The sequence below is a fragment of the Actinomadura sp. NTSP31 genome (genome assembly GCF_041951385.1).
GTDB classification, from domain to species: Bacteria; Actinomycetota; Actinomycetes; order Streptosporangiales; family Streptosporangiaceae; genus Spirillospora; species Spirillospora napierensis.
Genome location: NZ_JBGNUT010000055.1, coordinates 1 through 18,376, shown reverse-complemented (window position 1 = coordinate 18,376; position 18,376 = coordinate 1). Strand labels below are relative to the sequence as shown.

The window sequence follows — 18,376 nt, the reverse complement described above, 5'->3', positions numbered from 1 at the left end:
GGGTTCAGCGTTCTCGGCGGGTCCGGCGCGCGGGCTCAGCGGGTCCGGCGCGCGCGGGGCAGCGTGCGGAACGGCGGCAGCTTCTCGCCGGTGAGCCCGAAGGCGTACGCCACGACGCGGCTCGACCAGCGCTGGCAGCCGACGACCAGGCCGTAGAGCGGCCGCGGGTAGCGGCCGGTGAACGGGATCACCAGCCAGCTCACCGGCATCACGACCACCAGCGCGGCGTACATGAGCAGCATCACCAGCAGGTGCGGGATCACCAGCAGGCCGCGCAGCAGGGTGAACCAGCGCCGCGGCCCGCGCCACGCCGCCGGGAACGGCAGGTCGACCAGCACGGTCTCCTCGTCCGCGCCCCGCTCCGCAGGCGCCGCGGCCTCGGCGGGCTCCGGAACCGCGGGCGCCTCGGCGGCCGGCGGCGCGGCGGGACGCGGCGCCGGGACGTGCGGCGCCGGGGCGGGTGCGGGCGGCGGAACCGGCGCGGGCGGCGCGGGCCGCGCACCGTCCGGGCGCCGCCAGGTCGCCGAGACCGTCTCCGCGAGCCGCTCCGGGTCGGCCCGCTCCGGCCCGACGAGCCGGGCGAGCAGCCGCTCCGCGGTCGGCCGGTTGCGCGGGTCCTTGTCGAGCGCGGCGGCGACGATCGCGCGCAGCCGCGGGTCGAGGCCGTCCAGCACCGGCTCCTCCGCGCCGATCCGGCGGAAGGTGTCGGCGACCGACTCGCCCTGGAACGGCGGACGGCCCGTCCCGGCGTAGGCGATGACGCACCCCCACGCGAAGACGTCCGACGCCTGCTCGACCGGCCCCCCGTGCAGCACCTCGGGCGCGATGTAGGACGGGGTGCCGACGAACTGGCCGGTGCGGGTCGGGCCGTCCGCCGCGTCGAGGGCGCGGGCGATGCCGAAGTCGATGACGCGGGGGCCGGTGGACGACAGCAGCACGTTCGCGGGCTTGAGGTCGCGGTGCACGATCCCGGCGCCGTGGATCGCGGCGAGCGCCGTCGCGACCCCGACCGCGATCGACTCCAGGTCCGAGCCGGGCAGCGGCCCGCGCTCCTTGACGGCCGCCTCCAGGCTCGGCCCGTCGATGTACTCGGTGACGACGTACGGCGGGTCCTGGTCGAGCTCGGCGTCCAGCACGGGCGCGGTGCAGAACCGGTGGACGCGGCGCGCGGCGGTGACCTCGCGGCGGAACCGGGCGACGAACGCCGGCTCCCCGGCCAGCTCCCGGTTGACGACCTTCACCGCGACCCGGCGCCCGTCCGGCTCGGCGGCCAGGTACACGGTGCCCATCCCGCCGCGGCCGAGCCGGCCGAGCAGGCGGTAGGGCCCGAGGACGCGGGGCTCGTCCTGTTCGAGGGGATCGGCGGTGTATGTCGTCATGGAGGCAAGGCTAAGGGAGCCGGCGCCGCCCTGATCATCGTTCGGCGTCAGGGGATCAGCAGCAGCTTGCCCGTGGTGCGGCGCGCCTCCAGGTCGGCGTGCGCGGTGGCCGCGTCCGCGAGGTCGTAGCGGTGCCCGATGTGCAGCTCCAGGTCGCCGGAGGCGATCCAGCCGTACACGTCGGCGGCGCGTTCCAGCAGTTCCTCGCGGGTCGCGGTGTAGTGCGCGAGCGTCGGCCGGGTCAGGAACAGCGAACCGGCCGCGTTCAGCCGCTGCGGGTCGAACGGCGGCACCTTCCCGCCCGCCGCGCCGTACAGCGCGAGGACCCCGCGCCGCCGCAGGCTCGCCAGGCTGCCGTCGAACGTGGGCGCGCCGACGCCGTCGTACACCACGGCGACGCCCTCGCCGCCGGTCAGCTCCCGCACCCGGTCGGCGAAGCCGTCGTAGTCGAGCACCTCGTCGGCGCCCGCGTCCCGGGCCGTCCGCTTCTTCTCGGGCGTCGACGCGGTCCCGATGACGCGGGCGCCCGCCGCCTTGCAGACCTGGGTGAGCAGCAGGCCCATCCCGCCCGCCGCCGCGTGCACGAGGACGGTGTCGCCCGCCTTCACCTCGTGGATCGAGCGCGTCAGGTAGTGCGCCGTCATGCCCTGCAGCAGCGCGGCGGCCGCGTCCTCCAGGCCCACGCCGTCCGGGACGGGCACGACCTTGTCCGCCGGGACCGCGGCCCGCTGCGCGTACGAGCCGGGCACGTTCGACCAGGCCACCCGGTCGCCCACCGCGAAGTCCGTGACGCCGTCGCCGACCGCGGCCACCGTGCCCGCGCCCTCCACGCCCGGCGTGTAGGGCAGCGACTGCGCGTAGGCGCCCGTCCGGTGGTAGACGTCGATGAAGTTGACGCCGCTCGCCGCCACGTCGACGAGCACCTCCCCGGCGCCGGGGACCGGGTCGGGACGCTCGCCGGCCTTCAGCACCTCCGGGCCGCCGCTCTCGGAGACGACGATCGCGCGCATATCCACTCCTGCCGTTCGGGGAACCCTCCGGAACGCCGCAACCCGCCATGCCCGCGGGCTATTCCGGCACGCCCGGCCCGTCACACCCGGCCCGTCACACCCAGTCGCGCATGGTGCGGCTGACGAGCGCGACGGCCTCCTCGACCCGGGCCGCGACGGTCTCGGGATCCCAGATCTCCTGCCGCGCGCAGTCCTCGAACGCGACCCGCGTCGCCGACGAGTAGAACGCCACCACGATCCGCGGCCGCAGATCGTGCTCCAGGTCGACGCCCTCGCGCCGCGCGATCTCGGCGGCGAGCTCGCTCTCGGCCGCCTTGTACCGCGCCATCTGCGCCGAGATCAGCGACGGCGTCGCCTCGATCACCTGCCGGACGCGGCGGAACCGCTCGCTGTCGGCCGGGTCGCTGCCGGCGATGGTGCGCAGCACCACGCGCAGCGACTCGAACAGCGCGGTGAACGGGCGCTCTTCCGCCGGCCGCTCCGCCAGCGCCTCCGCCAGCACGTGGTCGTGCTCGGCGGGGAAGCTCGTGACGACGTCCTCCTTGGTGGCGAAGTAGCGGAAGAACGTGCGCTGGGACACCTCCACCGCGGCCACGATCTCGTCGATCGTCGTCGCCTCGTAGCCCTGCTCGAGGAACAGCTCCAGCGCCGCGTCGATCAGCGCGAGCCGCGTCTTCTGCTTCTTGCGCTCGCGCAGCCCGGCCAGGGCGCGCTCGGTGCGCGCCGGGACGCCCGCGCCCTCCGGGGGACCCGGTTCGACGCCGGCGGGGGCGGGGGCCATCGGCTGACTCCTTCTCCGGGGCCGGGCGCGGCACGCCCGTCTCAGAGAGGCTTCTATCACGGACGGACCCTCCGTATCCGAACCGGGTTCCGTTATGCGGAAGACGCGGTGCCGGCCGGCCGATTGGCGCACCCGGGGACGGCGCGCCCACTTCGCCTGCCAGGACCATCGGCGCCGGGCCCGGAAAACCCCGTCCCACTCTCGGCGTTTCCGCTGCGCGGCCCGCCGGTACGGGCCATCCTGAGAGCCGGTCACCAACGGTCGCCGCACGATCGCTCATGGTCGCCGGCGGGCGGCCCGGTCCATGCTGAGGCGGCTGATGCGGGTGTCTGTAGCCGATGGAGGAGAGATCGCCGAGGTGCGTCGCCGGCACCTGGCGGCCCTGGCGTACGAGCTGGAGGCCCGCGGCCTGTCCTGCCGGCTCGCCGGCCCCGGCGGGAGCATGCTGAGGGTCCACGGGCCCCGCACGCTCCGGCAGATCATGGTCGTCGCCACCCCGGTCGGCGCCGGCTGGTCCTACCTGTGGCCCGGCGGCGGCATGGCCGACGCCGCCGCGGCCGTCGTCGCCGCCGACCGGATCGCCGGCCTGCTCGGCTGAGCTGGCGCGTCCACCGCACCCCGTCTTGCTTGTCCGTCTCGGGGGTCTCTAGACTCGGTCGCGAACGTATGTTCGAACGGCCGCATGCTCCCTTCCCCCGTGCGGCGAGCACGAGGGGGAGGCAGATGACACGCGTGTTCGGCGACCCGGTGGACGTCTGGGTGAGCGACGGGCGTCCGGTCCGGTTCGTCTGGCGTGGCCGGCTCTACCGCGTCCGGCGGGTGCTGGAGCACTGGGTCACGACCCGCGACTGGTGGCGGGAGCAGCATCCCGACGGCGAGGCCACCGGCGAGCGGGAGTTCTGGCGGGTCGAGGCGACCCCGGACCGGGAGATCGGGGTCTACGAGCTGCGCTACGACGCGGCGTCCGACACATGGCTTCTTTCCCGGGTATGGGATTGACGTGCACCTTCATGTCGCTTCGGGGTATTCGCTCCGGTACGGGGTGGCGCCGCCCGCCGCGCTGGCCGCCCGCGCGGCGGACCTCGGCATGGAGACCCTCGCGCTGACCGACCGGGACGGGCTGTACGGCGCGGTCCGGCACGTCCAAGCGTGCGCCGACGCGGGGATCGGCGCGGTCGTGGGCGCCGACCTCGGCTTCGCCGGCGGCGAGCGCGTCGTGGTGCTGGCCGCGGGGCGCACCGGCTGGCGGTCGCTGTGCCGGCTGGTCAGCGCGGCGCACGCGGCGGGCGAGCGGGGCCGCCCGGTGACGACGCGGGAGATGGTCGGCGCGCACGCCGACGGGCTCGTGGTCCTGCTCGGCCCCGCCTCCGACGTGGGACGGGCCGTCGCGGCGCGGCGCCCGGACGTGGCGTCCCGGCTGCTGGCGCGGTGGCGGGCGACGGCCGAGACGGTGATCGAGATCGTGAACCACCACGACGTGGGGGACGGGCACCGGGCGGCGCGGATGCTCGCGCTCGCCCGGGAGGCCGGGGTGCCCGCGGTGCTCGCCAATGCCGTCCGGTATCTGGAGCCGGCCGACCATCCGGTGGCTCAGGTGCTGGACGTGACGCGCCGGCTCGTCCCGCTGGACCGGCGGCACCTGGACGACCGGACCGGGCACGCCTACCTGAAGTCGGAGCCGCGGATGCGCCGGGCCGCGGAGCTCGCCTGCGGCCCGGACGAGGCGGACGCGCTGCTCGCCGAGACCCGCCGGCTGTCGGCGCGGTGCGTCCTGGACCCGGGCCGTGACCTGGGGATGGACGCGGTGCACCTGCCCGAGGTGACCGGTGATCCGCACGCCCGGCTCGCCGCCCGCTGCGCGGAGGGGATGGCCCGCCGCGGCCTCGGCGGGTCCCGGCGCGCGGAGGCGCGGCTCGCCGACGAGCTGGCCGTGATCGCCCGCAAGGGCCTCGCCTCGTACTTCCTCACGGTCGCCGACGCGGCCGCGCTGATCCGCTCGCGCGGCATCCGCTGCGCGATCCGCGGCTCCGGCGCGGGCAGCCTGGTCAACTACCTGCTCGGGATCGGCGACCTCGACCCGCTCCGGCACGATCTCGTCATGGAGCGGTTCCTCGCCGACAGCCGCGAGGGCCTGCCCGACATCGACCTCGACGTGGAGTCGGCGCGGCGGCTGGAGGCCTACGGGGCGCTGTTCGACCGGTACGGCGCCGCCGGCACGGCCTGCGTGTCGATGATGGAGACCTACCGGGCGCGCAGCGCGATCCGCGACGTCGGCAACGCCGTCGGGCTGCCGCCACAGGAGATCGACGCGATCGCCAAGGCGTTCCCGCACATCCGGGCGAACCAGATCGGCGCCGCGCTGCGCGACCTGCCGGAACTGCGGCAGAGCAACCTGTCGCAAGGCCGCCTCGACGTGCTGTTCCGCATCGCCGAGCGGCTGGACGGCCTGCCCCGCCACATCGCCATGCACCCGTGCGGGGTGCTGCTGTCCAACGCGACGCTGCGCGACCGCGTGCCCGTCGAGCAGAGCGCGCTCGGGTTCCCGATGAGCCAGTTCGACAAGGACGACGTCGAGGCGATGGGCCTGCTGAAGCTCGACGTCATCGGCGTCCGGATGCAGTCGGCGATGGCGCACGCGGTCGCGGAGGTCGCGCGGACGACCGGGGAGGAGATCGACCTGGAGGCCGTCCCGCGCGACGACCCCGACACCTACGCGCTGATCCGCACGTCCCGCACGCTCGGCTGCTTCCAGATCGAGTCGCCCGGCCAGCGCGAGCTGATCGGCCGCCTCCAGCCCTGGAACCTGGACGACCTCGTCATCGACATCTCGCTGTTCCGCCCCGGGCCGGTCAACTCCGACATGGTGACGCCGTTCCTGGACGCCCGCGCCGGGACCAGGGAGCCCGGCTACCCGCACCCCGACCTCGAACCGGCCCTGCGCGAGAGCCTCGGCGTCGTCGTCTTCCACGAGCAGGTGCTGCGGGTCTTCGACGTGATGACCGGCTGCGGCCTGTCGACTGCGGAGGCGGCGCGGCGCAGCCTGAACCACGAGCGCGGCCAGGCCGTCGTCGGCGCCTGGTTCCGCGAGCGCGCGCGGGCGCGCGGCTACGACGAGCCGACCGTCGAACGGGTCTGGCGGACGCTCACCGCGTTCGGCGCGTTCGGGTTCTGCAAGGCGCACGCCGCGTCGTTCGCGCTGCCGACCTACCAGTCCGCCTGGCTGAAACGGCACCACACCGCCGCGTTCTACGCCGGCGTCCTCACCCACGACCCCGGCATGTACCCCAAGCGGGTCATCCTGGACGACGCGCGGCACTTCGGCGTCCCGATCCTGCCGCTGGACGTCAACCGGTCCGCGCCGGACTGGCACGCCGAACCCGTCTCCGCGGGCGGCGCCACCGGGATCCGCGTCGCGCTCAACGAGGTCAGGGGCATCAGCGACGCCGAGGTCGGGACGATCGTCGGCGCGCGGCCGTACGCGTCGCTGACCGACTTCTGGCGGCGCGCCCGGGTGTCGCGCCCGACCGCCGAGCGCCTCGTCCTCGCCGGGGCGTTCGACGCCCTGTACCCGGGCGAACGGGTGCCGCGCCGCGACCTGCTCTGCCGCGTCGGCGCCCTCGACCGCGTCACCGCCCGCCGCACCGGCCCCGCCGCGGTCGAGGGGCAGCTGCCGCTCGGCTACGAGGACGGCGACGGCGCCCTGTCCGGCGTCGAGATCGGCCTCGCCGAACCCGTCCCGCTCGGCGAGCTGCCGCCGATGACGCCCGCCGAGGTCGTCGAGGCCGAGCTGGACGTCCTCGGCATGGACGTCAGCCGGCACGTCCTCGGCTTCTACGACGCGCTGCTCGACGGCCTCGGCGTCGTCCGCGCCGCCGCGCTGCCGGGCCGTCCCAACGGGTCGGAGGTGCTGGTCGCGGGGGTGAAGGTCGCGACGCAGACCCCGGCGGTCCGGTCCGGGCAGCGGGTCGTCTTCGCGACACTGGACGACTCCACCGGCCCCGTCGACCTGGCCTTCTTCGAGTCGGTGCAGGAACGCTGCGCCGCGACCGTGTTCGGCTCGTGGCTGCTGGTCGTGCGGGGCCGGGTCCGGCACGCCGGCGCCCGCGCCGTCTCGATCACCGCGACGGCCTGCTGGGACCTCACGTCCCTGTTCGAGCGGTGGCGGGACGGCGGCATGGACGCCGTCCGCTCCGCCATGGCCGAACGGGGCCCGCGGGCCCGCCCGGTCGGCCGCCGCGTCGTCCAGCCGACCGGCTTCGCGATGTCCCCGTACTCCGACATCGCCCCGGCCGGCGGCGCCCCTCCCCGCGTCCCGCTGTGGCACACGAGCGGCGGCTCGTCCGGCCCGGCGCCGGCCTAGTCGCGGACGATCTGCAGGCGGGTGATCTGGAAGACGGTGGCCATGCACAGCGCGGCGGCGAGGGCCTGGAAGGCGGACGCGGCGACGCCGACGTGCACGTCGAAGCGGGCGTCGGCGAGGGTGTCGACGCTGCCGTGGCCGAACATGCGGGCGAACAGCAGGCCGAGCAGGGCGCATCCCCACCAGCCGGCCACCACCAGCCCGGCCGCCTGCCGCTCCGCCGTCCGGTACCGGCCGCTGTTCACCCAGACCTCGTAGACCATGCGGGGCGGCAGCCACAGGTTGACCACCGGGCAGAACCAGCCGAGCAGCACCCAGGCGCGGTGATGGCGGTGCGGCCCCGGCGACTGCCCGTAGGCCCGCCACAGCCACGCCAGGTACAGCAGCCCGGTCACCCCCGCCATGATCGCGCCGATCAGGAACACGTCCCCGTACGGGGCGAGGGCCTTGCCGGTGGCGGACGCGTCGTAGGTGTCATGGGTCGCGTCGTGCAGCGGCCGCGACATTCTCAGCAGGCTGATCCCCGAGCCGAGCGAGACGAACGCGTCGAACCCGAGCAGCATGAACACCGCCACCCCGACGGCGCGGAAGTCGCGGCGCCGCGCCCAGGCTCCGCACGCCGGGCACCGGGCGACCTCGGACGGGATGATGTCGCCGCATAGTGCACACGGCATGGTTTCACCTCCGAGGGGACCCTTTTTTACGATTCGCTGCTTCGGATACTACGTAGGTTTGACTTGGTTGGCCCGCGAAGGGTTCGCACTCGTCCAGCGGATCTTCGGGCGCGGCCCCACCGCTACCGGCCGAGGACGAGGCGTCCCGTCACATACGTCACGGCGGCGGTCAGCAGCAACCACGCGGCGAGCCGCCCCAGGCCGCCTCCGGCCACGAGCCGGGCGGGCCGGAACCCCGTCACCACGGACAGCGACCACCACTGCGCGGCCAGCGCGATCGTCGCGTACAGCGACCCGTATCCGAGCAGCGCGGACATCAGCACGATGCCCGCCGGGGTGGCGGTGTGCGCGAACAGCGCGGGCCCGCGGTCCGGGCCGCGCAGGCCGCGGCGCAGCCCCGCCAGGACCACCCCCCACCCGGCGGCGCACACGATCCAGATGAGCGCCACGGCCAGCGGGATGCCGTCGATCGACTCCGGTGCCAGTGCCGTTCCCCCGTAGCTGTTGCGATGTGCGCGCCGTTCCCCGTCCCCCTGACGGCTAGGTCATCAGGCCCGACTCCCACGCCCACGCCGCGACCTCGACCCGGTTCCGCGCGCCGAGCTTGTGCATCACGCTGCCGAGGTGCGTCTTCACCGTGGACAGCGACACGAACAGCTCCGCGGCGATCTCCTCGTTCGTGCGCCCGCGCGCGACGAGCCGGACGACGTCCAGCTCCCGGCCGGTGGGCCGCTCCCGGGGCGGCGCGGGCGCCGCGGGCGGGCGCGCCAGGCGCTCCAGCAGCCGGACGGTGATCGACGGCGACACCAGCGACCCTCCGCCGGCCGCCGCGCGCACCGCCTCGATCAGCAGCGCCGGGCCGCTGTCCTTGAGCAGGAAGCCGACCGCGCCGCCGCGCAGCGCCCCGTACACGTACTCGTCCATGTCGAACGTGGTGACGATCACCACCCGCGGCGGGTCGGCGACGTCGGCGCCGGCGACGAGGCGGGTCGCCTCCAGGCCGTCCATCTTCGGCATCCGGACGTCGAACAGGCACACGTCGGGACGGAGCCGGCGCGTCAGCGCGACGGCCTCGGCGCCGTCGGCGGCCTCCCCGACCACCTCCATGTCGGGCTGCGAGTCGACGATCATCCGGAATCCGGTCCGCACCATCTGCTGGTCGTCGGCGATCACTACCCGGATGGTCACCTGCCTATCTTGCACCGCCCTCGGCGGTCAGGCGCCAGGGCGCCTGCCCTTCAACGGGCGTCGTGTGCGATCGCGAGGGTCGAGGCGGTCGCGTGGCTTGGGGAGATCACTTCTCCTCAGGGGTGGGAAGGCTGGCAACGACTTCCCAGCCGCCTTGCGGGAGGGGGCCGGCGTGCAGCCGGCCGCCGAGTGCGTCGACCCGCTCGGCCAGCCCGGCCAGCCCGAACCCCGAGGACGGCAGCCGGCGGCCCCGGCCCTGCCCGTCGTCGCGGACGCTGACCTCCACCGACCCGCCGTCCACCCGCGCGACCGCGACCTGGACCGACCCGGCGTCGGCGGCGTGCTTGCGGACGTTGGTCAGCGACTCCTGCACGACCCGGTGCACGGACGCGGCGACCTCGGGCGGCAGCGCGCCGAGGTCGGGCGCCAGCGCGAGCGTCGCGGGCGGATGGCGGAAGCCGGCGACCAGGTCGCGCAGCCGGGACAGGTCGCCGACCGGCCGGGTCGCCGGCTCGCCCGCCTGCGCGCCGCCGCTCCCGAACGCCTCGCCGTCGGGCGCCGAGGTGTGCTGCGCGTCCCGCAGCAGGCCGACCATCTGCCGCATCGACGTCAGCGCCTCGGTGCCGGCCTTCTCGATCCCGGCGAACATGGTGTCGAGCTGGTCCGGCGACTGCGCCGCGCCGACCTGCGCCGCGAACCGCGCCGCCTGCGCCTGCACGACGATGCCGGTCACATGGTGGGCGACGAAGTCGTGCAGGTCGCGGGCCAGTTCCAGCCGCTCGTCGCGGCGCGCCGCCGCGAGCGACCGGGCCCGGCGCGCGTCCACCGCGCGCAGGTAGAGCCCGACGCCGAGGGCGACCGCGACCGTGATGCCGAGCGGCGCGGTGAACACCAGCGCGCCCATCGGCGACCAGCGCAGCGGGATGGTCAGCACCGCGACGCCGAGCAGCACGGTCAGCGGCACGAGGCGGTCCCGGCCGGTCTTCCAGACCGTCCGGGCGATGACGATGAGCAGCCCGCCGATCTCGGCGAACACCGCGGGGTTGCTGTGGTGCAGGTCGACCGCGGTGCCGAAGCAGGCGTTGCCGGCGATCGACAGCGCCGCGGCGGCCACCGCGGCGCGGACCAGCCACCGGGACGGTGTGAGCGCCGCCGCGTTCGCCGCCGCCGCGAAGACGATCACCAGCAGCTGCGGCGGCTCGTGGTGCACCGCGATCAGCGCGGCCAGCAGGTAGAGGGAGGCGAACCCGCCGTAGGCGGCGCGTCCGAGGCAGCCGCCCACCGAGTGGATGCGGTCCAGCCCCGTTCCCGTGTCGCTCACGACTATGCAGGTTACGACCCCGGGCGGACCCCCGGATCGGCCGTTCGGCCGATGCCCGGCCGCCCGGACCGAACGCTGAGCCGCCCGATGCCCCGCGCCGTCACCGCCGCCCCCGCGCCCGCCCCGGACCAGCCGAATATCTGTTCGAAAAATGTCAGAGGTGCTGCGTAGATTGGATGTGACTTAGGGGACAACCTGGGGCGTTTGGGAACAGCCGCCGAACCGCGTGGCTTGTGCATACGTACCTAGGGGTATGTGACAACCGGTGGCCGTCGCACAGGCGCGGGGCCGCCGGGTCAAGGAATGAGGGGTGTCGACAGTGAGCGAAGCGACCGGCACATTCCATCTCACCCACCCGCGACTGCACGGGCCCGCAGAGCGGACCGTCGTGCAGCCGTGGCTCACCGAACTCACCCACGCGACGCTGAACGCCTACGCCGAGGTCTCCCCGGCGCTGGCCGTGATCGAGCCGCTGCCCGCCCCGGCCTCGGCCCCGGCGCCCGTCCCGGCGGTCCCCGCCGCGCGGCGCGTCGCCGGCCGGCGCATCGCCCTGGCGGCGTGACGGACGGGGCGGCCTGACGGCGGCCGCCCGACGAACCGGCTCCGAGAGGGGGCCGAGGCCATCGTGCCTCGGCCCCCTCTCGCATGTCCGACGCTCGTCGTCTCGCATCATGAGATTCAGTTCTCAAAGTATGAGAAATGGGCGTAGGGTGCGGGCACCGACCGAGAGGGGATCCCGATGTCCGCGAACGCGACCTACACCCACGGCCACCACGCGAACGTCCTGAGCTCGCACCAGTGGCGCACCGTCGAGAACTCCGCCGCCTACCTGGTCCCGCACCTGCGCGCCGGGGTTTCGGTCCTGGACGTCGGCTGCGGCCCGGGCACCATCACGGCCGAAATGGCCGAGCTGGTCGCGCCCGGACGCGTCGTCGCCGCCGACGCCGCCGAGGTCGTGCTGGACGAGGCGCGCAGGACCATGGCGGCCAGGGGGGTGACCAACGCCGAGTTCGCCGTCGCCGACGTCCACGACCTGGACTTCCCGGACGGCACCTTCGACGTCGTCCACGCCCACCAGGTCCTGCAGCACATCGCCGACCCCGTCCGGGCGCTGGCCGAGATGCGCCGCGTCGCCAAGCCCGGCGGCATCGTGGCGGCCCGCGACGCCGACTTCGGCTCCATGGTCTGGTACCCCGAACCCGAGGCCATGGCCCCCTGGCGGTCCATCTACTACCAGGTGGCGCGCGGCAACGGCGGCGAGCCGGACGGCGGCCGGCGCCTGGTCTCCTGGGCGCGGCGGGCCGGCTTCACCGACATCACCGCGTCCGCGTCGGCCTGGTGCTACGCCACCCCCGAAGAGCGCGAGTGGTGGAGCGAGTCATGGGGCGGCCGGATGCGCGACTCGTCCGTCGCCGACAAGGCCGTCGCCGGCGGATACGCCACCCGCGACGAGCTGCAGCGCATCTACGAGGGCTGGAAGGAGTGGGCCGCCGCCGAGGACGGCTGGTACTCCGTCACCAACTGCGAGATCATCTGCCGCGCCTGAGCCGGGCGGGGACGCGGCGCGGGGACGCGGCGCGGGGCCGCCGCGTCCCGGTCAGGACCGCCCGTCGAGGAACTCCTCGGCCAGCTCGCGGGCGTAACGGGCGTCGGTGCCGGGGACGGCGAAGACGACCCGGAAGTACAGCGGTGCCACCACCCGGTCGATGATCCGATCGAGGGACGGCAGGCCGGTCTCGCCGTTCTCCCGCGCGGTGGCGAGGATCGCCTCCAGGTCTCCCGTCACCTGCCGGAGGCACTCGCGCAGGCCCGCCTTCCGTTCGTCGGGGTCGGCCGCGACCTCCGCGCGGAAGAACGCGATGCCGCCCGGACGCGACAGATGCGCCAGGTCCCACTCGGCGTAGGCCGCCAGGTCGGCGCGCAGGTCACCGGTCGGCGGGGGAGGGGCGTCGACGTCCAGTTCCTTGGCCGCCACCTCCGCCAGCAGCGCGGGCACCGTCCCCCAGCGCCGGTAGACCGTCGTCGGGTTGACCCCGGCGCGCGACGCCACGACCGGGATCGTGACCCGGTCGGCGCCGAGCTCGCAGACCAGTTCGGTGACGGCGCGGTGCACCGCGTCCCGGACGCGGGCGCTGCGCCCACCGGGCCGCGCGGAGGCGGGACGGGCGGCGGTGCTCATGGCGACCAGGTTAACGCAATATTCTTTGCTTTAGTGTTGGGAGGCGAGTACCGTCTCCTAAAGCCAATATCTTTGCTTTAGGAGTAGTCGTGACCACCGCCCTCCCGGCCGCCGAACCCGCCGCGGGCCCCCGGCCCCGCCGGCTGCCCCGCGCCGCCGCCTTCTGGACCCTCACCGCCACGCTCCTGGCGTTCATGGCCGCGGCCGCCGCGCCGTCCCCCCTCTACGTCGTCTACCAGGCCGAATGGAAGTTCTCCGCGACGACGCTGACGGTCGTCTTCGCCGTCTACGCGCTCGCGCTGCTGGCCGCCCTCGTCACCGTCGGCGCCCTGTCCGACCACATCGGCCGCCGCCCGGTGCTCGCCGCCGCACTGATCGCCCAGGTCGCCGCCATGCTGCTGTTCGTCGCCGCCGACGGCGTCGGCTGGCTCGTCGCCGCCCGCATCCTCCAGGGCCTGGCCACCGGCACCGCCACCGGCGCGATCAGCGCCGGCCTGGTCGACCTCCAGCCCCCGCACGACCAGCGCCTCGCCTCCCTGGTCAACAGCGCCACCCCCGGCATCGGCCTCGGCGCGGGCGCCCTCGGCTCCGGCCTGCTCGTCCAGTACGCCCCCGCGCCGACCACCCTCGTCTACTGGCTGCTCGCCGCGCTGTGCGCCCTCGCCGTCGCGGGCATCCTCGCCATGCCGGAGACGTCCGCCCGCCGGCCCGGCGCCCTCGCCTCGCTGCGCCCGCAGGTCAGCGTCCCGCGCGGGGCCCGTGGAACGTTCCTGCTGGTCGTCCCGAGCCTGGTCGCCACCTGGGGCGTCGTCGGCCTCTACATGTCGCTCGGCCCCTCGCTCGCCGCCGGCGTCCTCGGCGTCCACAACCACCTGGTCGGCGGCCTGGTCGTCTTCGCGCTGATGGCCGCGAGCGCCGCCGCCGTCATCGCGACCGGCCCCCGGCCGCCCCGGCCCATGATGATCGGCGGCTCCCTCGTCCTCGCCGTCGGCCTCGCCCTCACCCTGACCGCGCTCGCCGCCGAGTCCACCCCGCTGTTCTTCACCGCCACCGTGATCTCCGGCCTCGGCTTCGGCGCCGCGTTCCTCGGCGCCTTCCGCATCGCCGCCGGCCTCGCCGAACCGGCCCGCCGCGCCGCCCTCTTCGCGACCGTCTACACCCTCAGCTACCTGGCCTTCAGCCTGCCCGCCGTCGCCGCCGGCATCGCCACCACCCACATCGGCCTGCGCGAGACCGCCGACGTCTACGGCGGCGCGGTGATCGCCCTCGCCCTGCTCGCCGCCGGCGGCCTCCTCCTCAAACGCCCCACCGCCGGAAACCCCCCTCAGAGTTGATCACCTGCCCAGTGATCCACCGCCCGTCGCGGTCAACGCGGCATCCGTCCACCCGGTGTCCACCGGCCCCGGATTGACCGCGTTGACCGTGACCCCCCGATCGGCCAGCACATCCGCCAGCGTCAGCGTCATCTGATGGATCGCGCCCTTGCTCACCGCGTACGGGATCTCCCGCCCCATCGGCCCGAGATGCTGGCCTGAGGTGAACAGCACGACCCGCCCACCCGGCCGCGCGTCGTCATGGACCTCGCTGAACGCCTGGGCGAGCAGCACGCTCGCCCGGGCGTTCACCGCCCAGCAGCGATCCAGCTCGTCCGCAGTGACCTCGTCCAACGTCTGCTCGGCACTGCGCGCATGATTCGCCACCACCACGTCGACCGCCCCGAAGACCTCCACCGCCCGCCGGACGACCCGCCCCGGCGCGTCCGCCTCCGCGAAATCCGCCTCGACATAAGCCAACCGAGGCCCCAACCCCCCGAGCGCCTCCAGAACATCTACCACCGGCTCGGCCTCGTCATACGGCGTCCACGAATGCACCAGCACGCTCGCACCGGCGTCCAGCAGCTCCCGCGCCACCGCGAACCCGATCCCGGCCCGCCGCCCAACCCCCGTAACAACCGCAACCCGCCCCGCCAACACACCCTGGCCACCCACGCCGCTCACCCTGGTTCCCCCACCGAACCGGCCCCGCCACAGAGGACGGGACCGGCCGGGGTGTCAGTCGAAGAGTTGTTCGGCGTGGTCGATGACCACGGCGCGCCGGACCCAGCGTTCGAGTTGCTCGATGTCGGTGCAGTCGGTGACCCGTTCGCGAACGGAGTTGGAGACGTCGACGCCGCGTGCCTCCAGGACGAGAAGCACCGACTTGGCTGCGCCCTCGGCGCGTCCTGCGGCGCGGCCTTCGGCGATGTGGGTCTTGGCGAAGTCCGACTGCCACTCGTAGTTCTTGATGTCCATGGTCTCTTCTTCGAGGCCGAGCCGCGCAGCAGGCGTGAGCCGGGCGCGGGGATTTGATGACGCCCGGCTGGTGGCCGCCCCCGCTTGGCGGCGGGGGCGGCCGGGGTGTCAGTCGAAGAGTTGTTCGGCGTGGTCGATGACCACGGCGCGCCGGACCCAGCGTTTGAGCTGGTCGATGTCGGTGCAGCCGGCGACCTTGTCGCGGATGTCGTTCGGGACGGCGAGGCCTCGTGTCTCCAGCACCGACAGCACCGCGTCGGCCTCTCCTTCGGCGATGTGGGTCTTGGCGAAGTCTGACTGCCACTCGTAGTTTCTGGCGTCCATGGCTTCTTTTCGCGCTCGTGTCGAAGCTTAGAAGGCGGGCCCGCTGAGGCTGAGGTGCCTCAGCGGGCCGGGTGGCCGGCTGGTGGTCAGTCGAAGAGTTGTTCGGCGTGGTCGATGACGGCGGCGCGCCGGACCCAGCGTTCGAGTTGCTCGATGTCGGTGCAGTCGGTGACCCGTTCGCGAACGGAGTCGGAGACGTCGAGACCGCGTGCCTCCAGGACGAGAAGCACCGACTTGGCCTCGCCCTTGGCCTCGCCCTTGGCCTCTCCTTCGGCGCGGCCTTCGGCGATGTGGGTCTTGGCGAAGTCCGACTGCCACTCGTAGTCGGCGATCTTCACGATGTCCTCCAGGAGCGTGCGGGCGGCGTCAGAGAACCGCGACATCAGATAGTCATGGTACAGGGGGCCGGTGTCGCCGCTGAGCGTCTTCATGGCGGCGGCAACGCTTCCGACCACGGCTTTTGCGTGCGGGCCGTCGGCGTGGGCGGGGGCGCTGAGGACGGCGAGCTCGGGGATGCGGGCGGCTTCGGCGGGGTCGGTGATCGGGGGGAGCATGCCGGGGTGGACGGTCAGGGGTTCCAGCACCCAGTTCGGGTGGCCCATGTCGATGGGGGCGGCGCACCGGCGGGCGCTCTTCCGGTCCGGGCAGAGGACGAGGAGGGTCGTCCCGCATTTGTGGCGGAGGCGCAGAAGCGCGAGGTAGGCGGGCCAGCTGAAGGACTTGTTCTCGTCGAGCCGCTGCTGGGACTCGACGATGACGCCGTGGCCGGGCTTCTCGTCGTCGTCGAACAGGACGGTGGCGTCGCAGCGGAGTTCGGCCGGGTTGAAGCCGGCGAAGGACTCCGAGGCGAGCCGGGCATGGCCGGAGATGTCCAGGCCGAAGACGGTCCGCAGAATCGTGGGGACGAGCTCGGGCCGGTTGCGGACCATCTCCAGCGGGAGCTCGTGTGCGCTCGTTGGCATGGAATGCAAACTAACGGTAATCGAACGGTCGCGCACCGTTCATGGTCTCGAATGGTTATTCGAGACCATGAACGGTGCGGCGGGCAGGTCAGAACGGACCGGTCAGGTCGCCCAGCTTGTCCGTTAGCTGCAGGTTGTGGGAGTAGTCCACCGGGACGGTGATGACGGACACGGTGTCCTCGGCGAGGGCCTTGCGGAGCGTGGGGAGCAGCTCGCCGGCCGATTCCACGCGGTAGCCGCGGGCGCCGAAGCTCTCGGCGTACATGACGAAGTCCGGGTTGCCGAACTTGATGTGGGAGCTGGCGCCCATGTCGAGGTCCATCTTCCACTCGATCAGGCCGTAGGCGGAGTCGTCCCAGATCAGGACGGTGATCGGGATGTTCTCGCGGACGGCGGTCTCCAGCTCCTGGGAGTTCATCAGGAAGGCGCCGTCGCCGGTGGCGGCGAGGACCCGGCGGTCGGGGTGGGCGAGCTTGGCGGCGAGGGCGCCGGGGACGGAGAAGCCCATGGACGACAGGCCGTTGGAGACCAGCAGGGTGTTCGGCTCGTAGGTCGGGTACATGCGGGCCATCCACATCTTCACCGCGCCGGTGTCGGCCAGGACGATGTCGCTGCGGCCCATGGCGGCGCGGACGTCGGCGACGATGCGGCGGGGGGAGAGGGGGAAGCCGTCCTCGGTGGCGCCCTCGGCGAGTTCGTCGCGCATCATCCGGCGGATCTTCTCGCCGGTGCCGTTGACGTCCCAGCGGCGGTGGACGCTGCCGGCGAGGGCGCGCAGGGACCGGGAGATGTCGCCCTGGATGCCGACGGTGACGGGGTAGTGGTCGTCGACCTCGGCGGGGGACTGGTGGATGTGGATGATCTTCTTGTCGGCGTTCGGGTTGATCTTGACCGGGTCGAACTCCTGCAGCTCGTAGCCGACGGCGATGAGGACGTCCGCCTCGTCGAAGCCGAAGTTGACGTAGTCGTGGCGCATGAAGCCGACGGCGCCGAGCGCGTTGCGGTGGTCGTCGGGGAAGATCCCCTTGCCGTTGAAGGTGGTGGCGACGGGCAGGCCGAGCTGCTCGGAGAAGTGGATCAGCGCCTCGCCCGCGTGGTCGCGGGTGGCGCCGTGCCCGGCGAGGACGATCGGCTGCCGGGCGAGCGCGATCACGTCGGCGGCGCGGGCGATCTGGGAGGGCGAGGGCTCCTGCGGCCGGACGATGTTGACCGGCAGCGGCTTCAGTGCGCTGGAGACCTTCGCCGACTCGACGTCCTCGGGGATGGCCAGGTAGACGGCGCCGGGGCGCTCGGTCTGCGCGGTCTTGAACGCCTTGCGGACCATCTCCGGGAGCGCCTCGGCGGTCGGCGCCAGCTCGGACCACTTGGTGATCGGGCGGAACAGCGACACCAGGTCGACGATCTGGTGCGACTCCTTGTAGATGCGGTCGAGGCCGACCTGCGCGGAGATCGCGACGACGGGGGTGCTGTTGGTGGTGGCGTCCGCGACGCCGAGCTGCAGGTTGATCGCGCCGGGGCCGAGCGTCGCGGAGGCCACGCCGGCCTTCCCGGTGAGCCGGCCGTAGATCTCGGCCATGAACGCCGCGCCCTGCTCGTGGCGGACGAGGATGTAGCGGATGGGGGAGTCGTTCAGGGCGTGGACGAAGTGGATGTTCTCCTCGCCGGGTATCCCGAACACGTACTCGACGCCTTCGGCCTCCAGGGTCCGGACGAGTAGCCGAGCGGCGTCTTCCTGCGTGGACATCGTGTGTCCCATCTCCAGTCTCTGATCTCCGGGTGCCTTCGGTGCAGCGCCCGGTTCGCCGCCTCCATTCCATCGTGCCGCGTGTGATCGGTTACGGGCGGGTTCCGCGGCCCGCCCGCGGTCCACCCCGAAATGGGGAGGGGCGGTCCGGCGCGTGCCGGAC

The 18,376-nt window shown here is 73.5% G+C and carries 19 protein-coding genes; 6 read left to right on the top strand and 13 right to left on the bottom strand.

Annotated features, from left to right (window positions below):
* Positions 1 to 35 precede the first annotated feature (35 nt).
* The 3 genes from ACA514_RS47010 to ACA514_RS47000 all read right to left on the bottom strand — a co-directional run bounded on the left by ACA514_RS47010 (position 36) and on the right by ACA514_RS47000 (position 3,170).
* Complete coding sequence (locus tag ACA514_RS47010; RefSeq protein ID WP_375048037.1) at positions 36 to 1,379, bottom strand: DUF4389 domain-containing protein; 1,344 nt, start codon at positions 1,377 to 1,379, stop codon at positions 36 to 38.
* Between the two features lie 47 nt (positions 1,380 to 1,426).
* Positions 1,427 to 2,389 carry a quinone oxidoreductase gene (locus tag ACA514_RS47005; RefSeq protein WP_375048036.1) on the bottom strand — a complete coding sequence of 321 codons (963 nt, stop codon included), beginning with the start codon at positions 2,387 to 2,389 and terminating at the stop codon, positions 1,427 to 1,429.
* A gap of 94 nt (positions 2,390 to 2,483) precedes the next feature.
* Positions 2,484 to 3,170 carry a TetR family transcriptional regulator gene (locus ACA514_RS47000; protein ID WP_375048035.1) on the bottom strand — a complete coding sequence of 229 codons (687 nt, stop codon included), beginning with the start codon at positions 3,168 to 3,170 and terminating at the stop codon, positions 2,484 to 2,486.
* Positions 3,171 to 3,489: 319 nt separating this feature from the next.
* Between ACA514_RS47000 and ACA514_RS46995 the strand changes: the two genes are divergently transcribed.
* The 3 genes from ACA514_RS46995 (at position 3,490) to ACA514_RS46985 (ending at position 7,530) form a co-directional block, all read left to right on the top strand.
* Positions 3,490 to 3,768, top strand: a complete 279-nt coding sequence (locus ACA514_RS46995) for a hypothetical protein (RefSeq protein ID WP_375048034.1) — start codon at positions 3,490 to 3,492, stop codon at positions 3,766 to 3,768.
* 125 nt (positions 3,769 to 3,893) lie between these two features.
* The gene (locus ACA514_RS46990; protein WP_344279268.1) at positions 3,894 to 4,169 is read left to right on the top strand and encodes a DUF6504 family protein; all 276 of its coding nucleotides are present in this window, start codon (positions 3,894 to 3,896) and stop codon (positions 4,167 to 4,169) included.
* A gap of 1 nt (position 4,170) precedes the next feature.
* Positions 4,171 to 7,530: a DNA polymerase III subunit alpha gene (locus ACA514_RS46985; protein WP_375048033.1), complete on the top strand. Its 3,360-nt coding sequence runs from the start codon at positions 4,171 to 4,173 to the stop codon at positions 7,528 to 7,530.
* On the opposite strand, the gene ACA514_RS46980 is transcribed toward ACA514_RS46985, so the two are convergent.
* From ACA514_RS46980 to ACA514_RS46965, 4 genes are all read right to left on the bottom strand, one after another.
* A complete protein-coding gene (locus ACA514_RS46980; protein ID WP_375048032.1) occupies positions 7,527 to 8,204 on the bottom strand; it encodes a DUF4328 domain-containing protein in 678 nt (225 codons plus the stop codon). The genes ACA514_RS46985 and ACA514_RS46980 overlap by 4 nt on opposite strands.
* 122 nt (positions 8,205 to 8,326) lie before the next feature.
* Positions 8,327 to 8,653 carry a hypothetical protein gene (locus tag ACA514_RS46975; RefSeq protein WP_375048031.1) on the bottom strand — a complete coding sequence of 109 codons (327 nt, stop codon included), beginning with the start codon at positions 8,651 to 8,653 and terminating at the stop codon, positions 8,327 to 8,329.
* A gap of 91 nt (positions 8,654 to 8,744) precedes the next feature.
* Positions 8,745 to 9,392, bottom strand: a complete 648-nt coding sequence (locus tag ACA514_RS46970; protein WP_375048030.1) for a response regulator — start codon at positions 9,390 to 9,392, stop codon at positions 8,745 to 8,747.
* Between the two features lie 106 nt (positions 9,393 to 9,498).
* Positions 9,499 to 10,713: a sensor histidine kinase gene (locus ACA514_RS46965; protein WP_375048029.1), complete on the bottom strand. Its 1,215-nt coding sequence runs from the start codon at positions 10,711 to 10,713 to the stop codon at positions 9,499 to 9,501.
* A gap of 319 nt (positions 10,714 to 11,032) precedes the next feature.
* Here ACA514_RS46965 and ACA514_RS46960 point away from each other — a divergent pair, with 319 nt between their 5' ends.
* Complete coding sequence (locus ACA514_RS46960; RefSeq protein WP_375048028.1) at positions 11,033 to 11,275, top strand: hypothetical protein; 243 nt, start codon at positions 11,033 to 11,035, stop codon at positions 11,273 to 11,275.
* A 177-nt stretch (positions 11,276 to 11,452) separates the two neighbouring features.
* Positions 11,453 to 12,259 carry a methyltransferase domain-containing protein gene (locus tag ACA514_RS46955; protein WP_375048027.1) on the top strand — a complete coding sequence of 269 codons (807 nt, stop codon included), beginning with the start codon at positions 11,453 to 11,455 and terminating at the stop codon, positions 12,257 to 12,259.
* Between the two features lie 51 nt (positions 12,260 to 12,310).
* On the opposite strand, the gene ACA514_RS46950 is transcribed toward ACA514_RS46955, so the two are convergent.
* Positions 12,311 to 12,892: a TetR/AcrR family transcriptional regulator C-terminal ligand-binding domain-containing protein gene (locus ACA514_RS46950; RefSeq protein ID WP_375048026.1), complete on the bottom strand. Its 582-nt coding sequence runs from the start codon at positions 12,890 to 12,892 to the stop codon at positions 12,311 to 12,313.
* An 89-nt stretch (positions 12,893 to 12,981) separates the two neighbouring features.
* On the opposite strand from ACA514_RS46950, the gene ACA514_RS46945 reads away from it, so the two are divergent.
* Complete coding sequence (locus tag ACA514_RS46945; protein WP_375048025.1) at positions 12,982 to 14,226, top strand: MFS transporter; 1,245 nt, start codon at positions 12,982 to 12,984, stop codon at positions 14,224 to 14,226.
* Here ACA514_RS46945 and ACA514_RS46940 read toward each other — a convergent pair whose 3' ends face one another.
* From ACA514_RS46940 to ACA514_RS46920, 5 genes are all read right to left on the bottom strand, one after another.
* Positions 14,227 to 14,802 (bottom strand): SDR family NAD(P)-dependent oxidoreductase, encoded by a 576-nt coding sequence (locus ACA514_RS46940; protein ID WP_375048024.1) that lies wholly within the window; start codon positions 14,800 to 14,802, stop codon positions 14,227 to 14,229.
* A gap of 141 nt (positions 14,803 to 14,943) precedes the next feature.
* Positions 14,944 to 15,183, bottom strand: coding sequence for a hypothetical protein (locus tag ACA514_RS46935; protein ID WP_375048023.1), 240 nt, complete (start codon positions 15,181 to 15,183; stop codon positions 14,944 to 14,946).
* Between the two features lie 108 nt (positions 15,184 to 15,291).
* A complete protein-coding gene (locus ACA514_RS46930; RefSeq protein ID WP_375048022.1) occupies positions 15,292 to 15,507 on the bottom strand; it encodes a hypothetical protein in 216 nt (71 codons plus the stop codon).
* Positions 15,508 to 15,593: 86 nt separating this feature from the next.
* The gene (locus ACA514_RS46925; RefSeq protein ID WP_375048021.1) at positions 15,594 to 16,469 is read right to left on the bottom strand and encodes a hypothetical protein; all 876 of its coding nucleotides are present in this window, start codon (positions 16,467 to 16,469) and stop codon (positions 15,594 to 15,596) included.
* A gap of 88 nt (positions 16,470 to 16,557) precedes the next feature.
* Complete coding sequence (locus ACA514_RS46920) at positions 16,558 to 18,213, bottom strand: acetolactate synthase large subunit (RefSeq protein WP_375048020.1); 1,656 nt, start codon at positions 18,211 to 18,213, stop codon at positions 16,558 to 16,560.
* Positions 18,214 to 18,376: the final 163 nt, after the last annotated feature.

What these genes read in the sequence shown, in the direction of transcription:
- ACA514_RS46935 (WP_375048023.1), bottom strand. Translation starts at nt 15,183, where the DNA reads ATGGACATCAAGAACTACGAGTGGCAGTCGGACTTCGCCAAGACCCAC.
- ACA514_RS46930 (WP_375048022.1), bottom strand. Translation starts at nt 15,507, where the DNA reads ATGGACGCCAGAAACTACGAGTGGCAGTCAGACTTCGCCAAGACCCAC.
- ACA514_RS47000 (WP_375048035.1), bottom strand. Translation starts at nt 3,170, where the DNA reads ATGGCCCCCGCCCCCGCCGGCGTCGAACCGGGTCCCCCGGAGGGCGCG.
- ACA514_RS46925 (WP_375048021.1), bottom strand. Translation starts at nt 16,469, where the DNA reads ATGCCAACGAGCGCACACGAGCTCCCGCTGGAGATGGTCCGCAACCGG.
- ACA514_RS46920 (WP_375048020.1), bottom strand. Translation starts at nt 18,213, where the DNA reads ATGTCCACGCAGGAAGACGCCGCTCGGCTACTCGTCCGGACCCTGGAG.
- ACA514_RS46950 (WP_375048026.1), bottom strand. Translation starts at nt 12,892, where the DNA reads ATGAGCACCGCCGCCCGTCCCGCCTCCGCGCGGCCCGGTGGGCGCAGC.
- ACA514_RS46955 (WP_375048027.1), top strand. Translation starts at nt 11,453, where the DNA reads ATGTCCGCGAACGCGACCTACACCCACGGCCACCACGCGAACGTCCTG.
- ACA514_RS47010 (WP_375048037.1), bottom strand. Translation starts at nt 1,379, where the DNA reads ATGACGACATACACCGCCGATCCCCTCGAACAGGACGAGCCCCGCGTC.
- ACA514_RS47005 (WP_375048036.1), bottom strand. Translation starts at nt 2,389, where the DNA reads ATGCGCGCGATCGTCGTCTCCGAGAGCGGCGGCCCGGAGGTGCTGAAG.
- ACA514_RS46995 (WP_375048034.1), top strand. Translation starts at nt 3,490, where the DNA reads ATGCGGGTGTCTGTAGCCGATGGAGGAGAGATCGCCGAGGTGCGTCGC.
- ACA514_RS46980 (WP_375048032.1), bottom strand. Translation starts at nt 8,204, where the DNA reads ATGCCGTGTGCACTATGCGGCGACATCATCCCGTCCGAGGTCGCCCGG.
- ACA514_RS46990 (WP_344279268.1), top strand. Translation starts at nt 3,894, where the DNA reads ATGACACGCGTGTTCGGCGACCCGGTGGACGTCTGGGTGAGCGACGGG.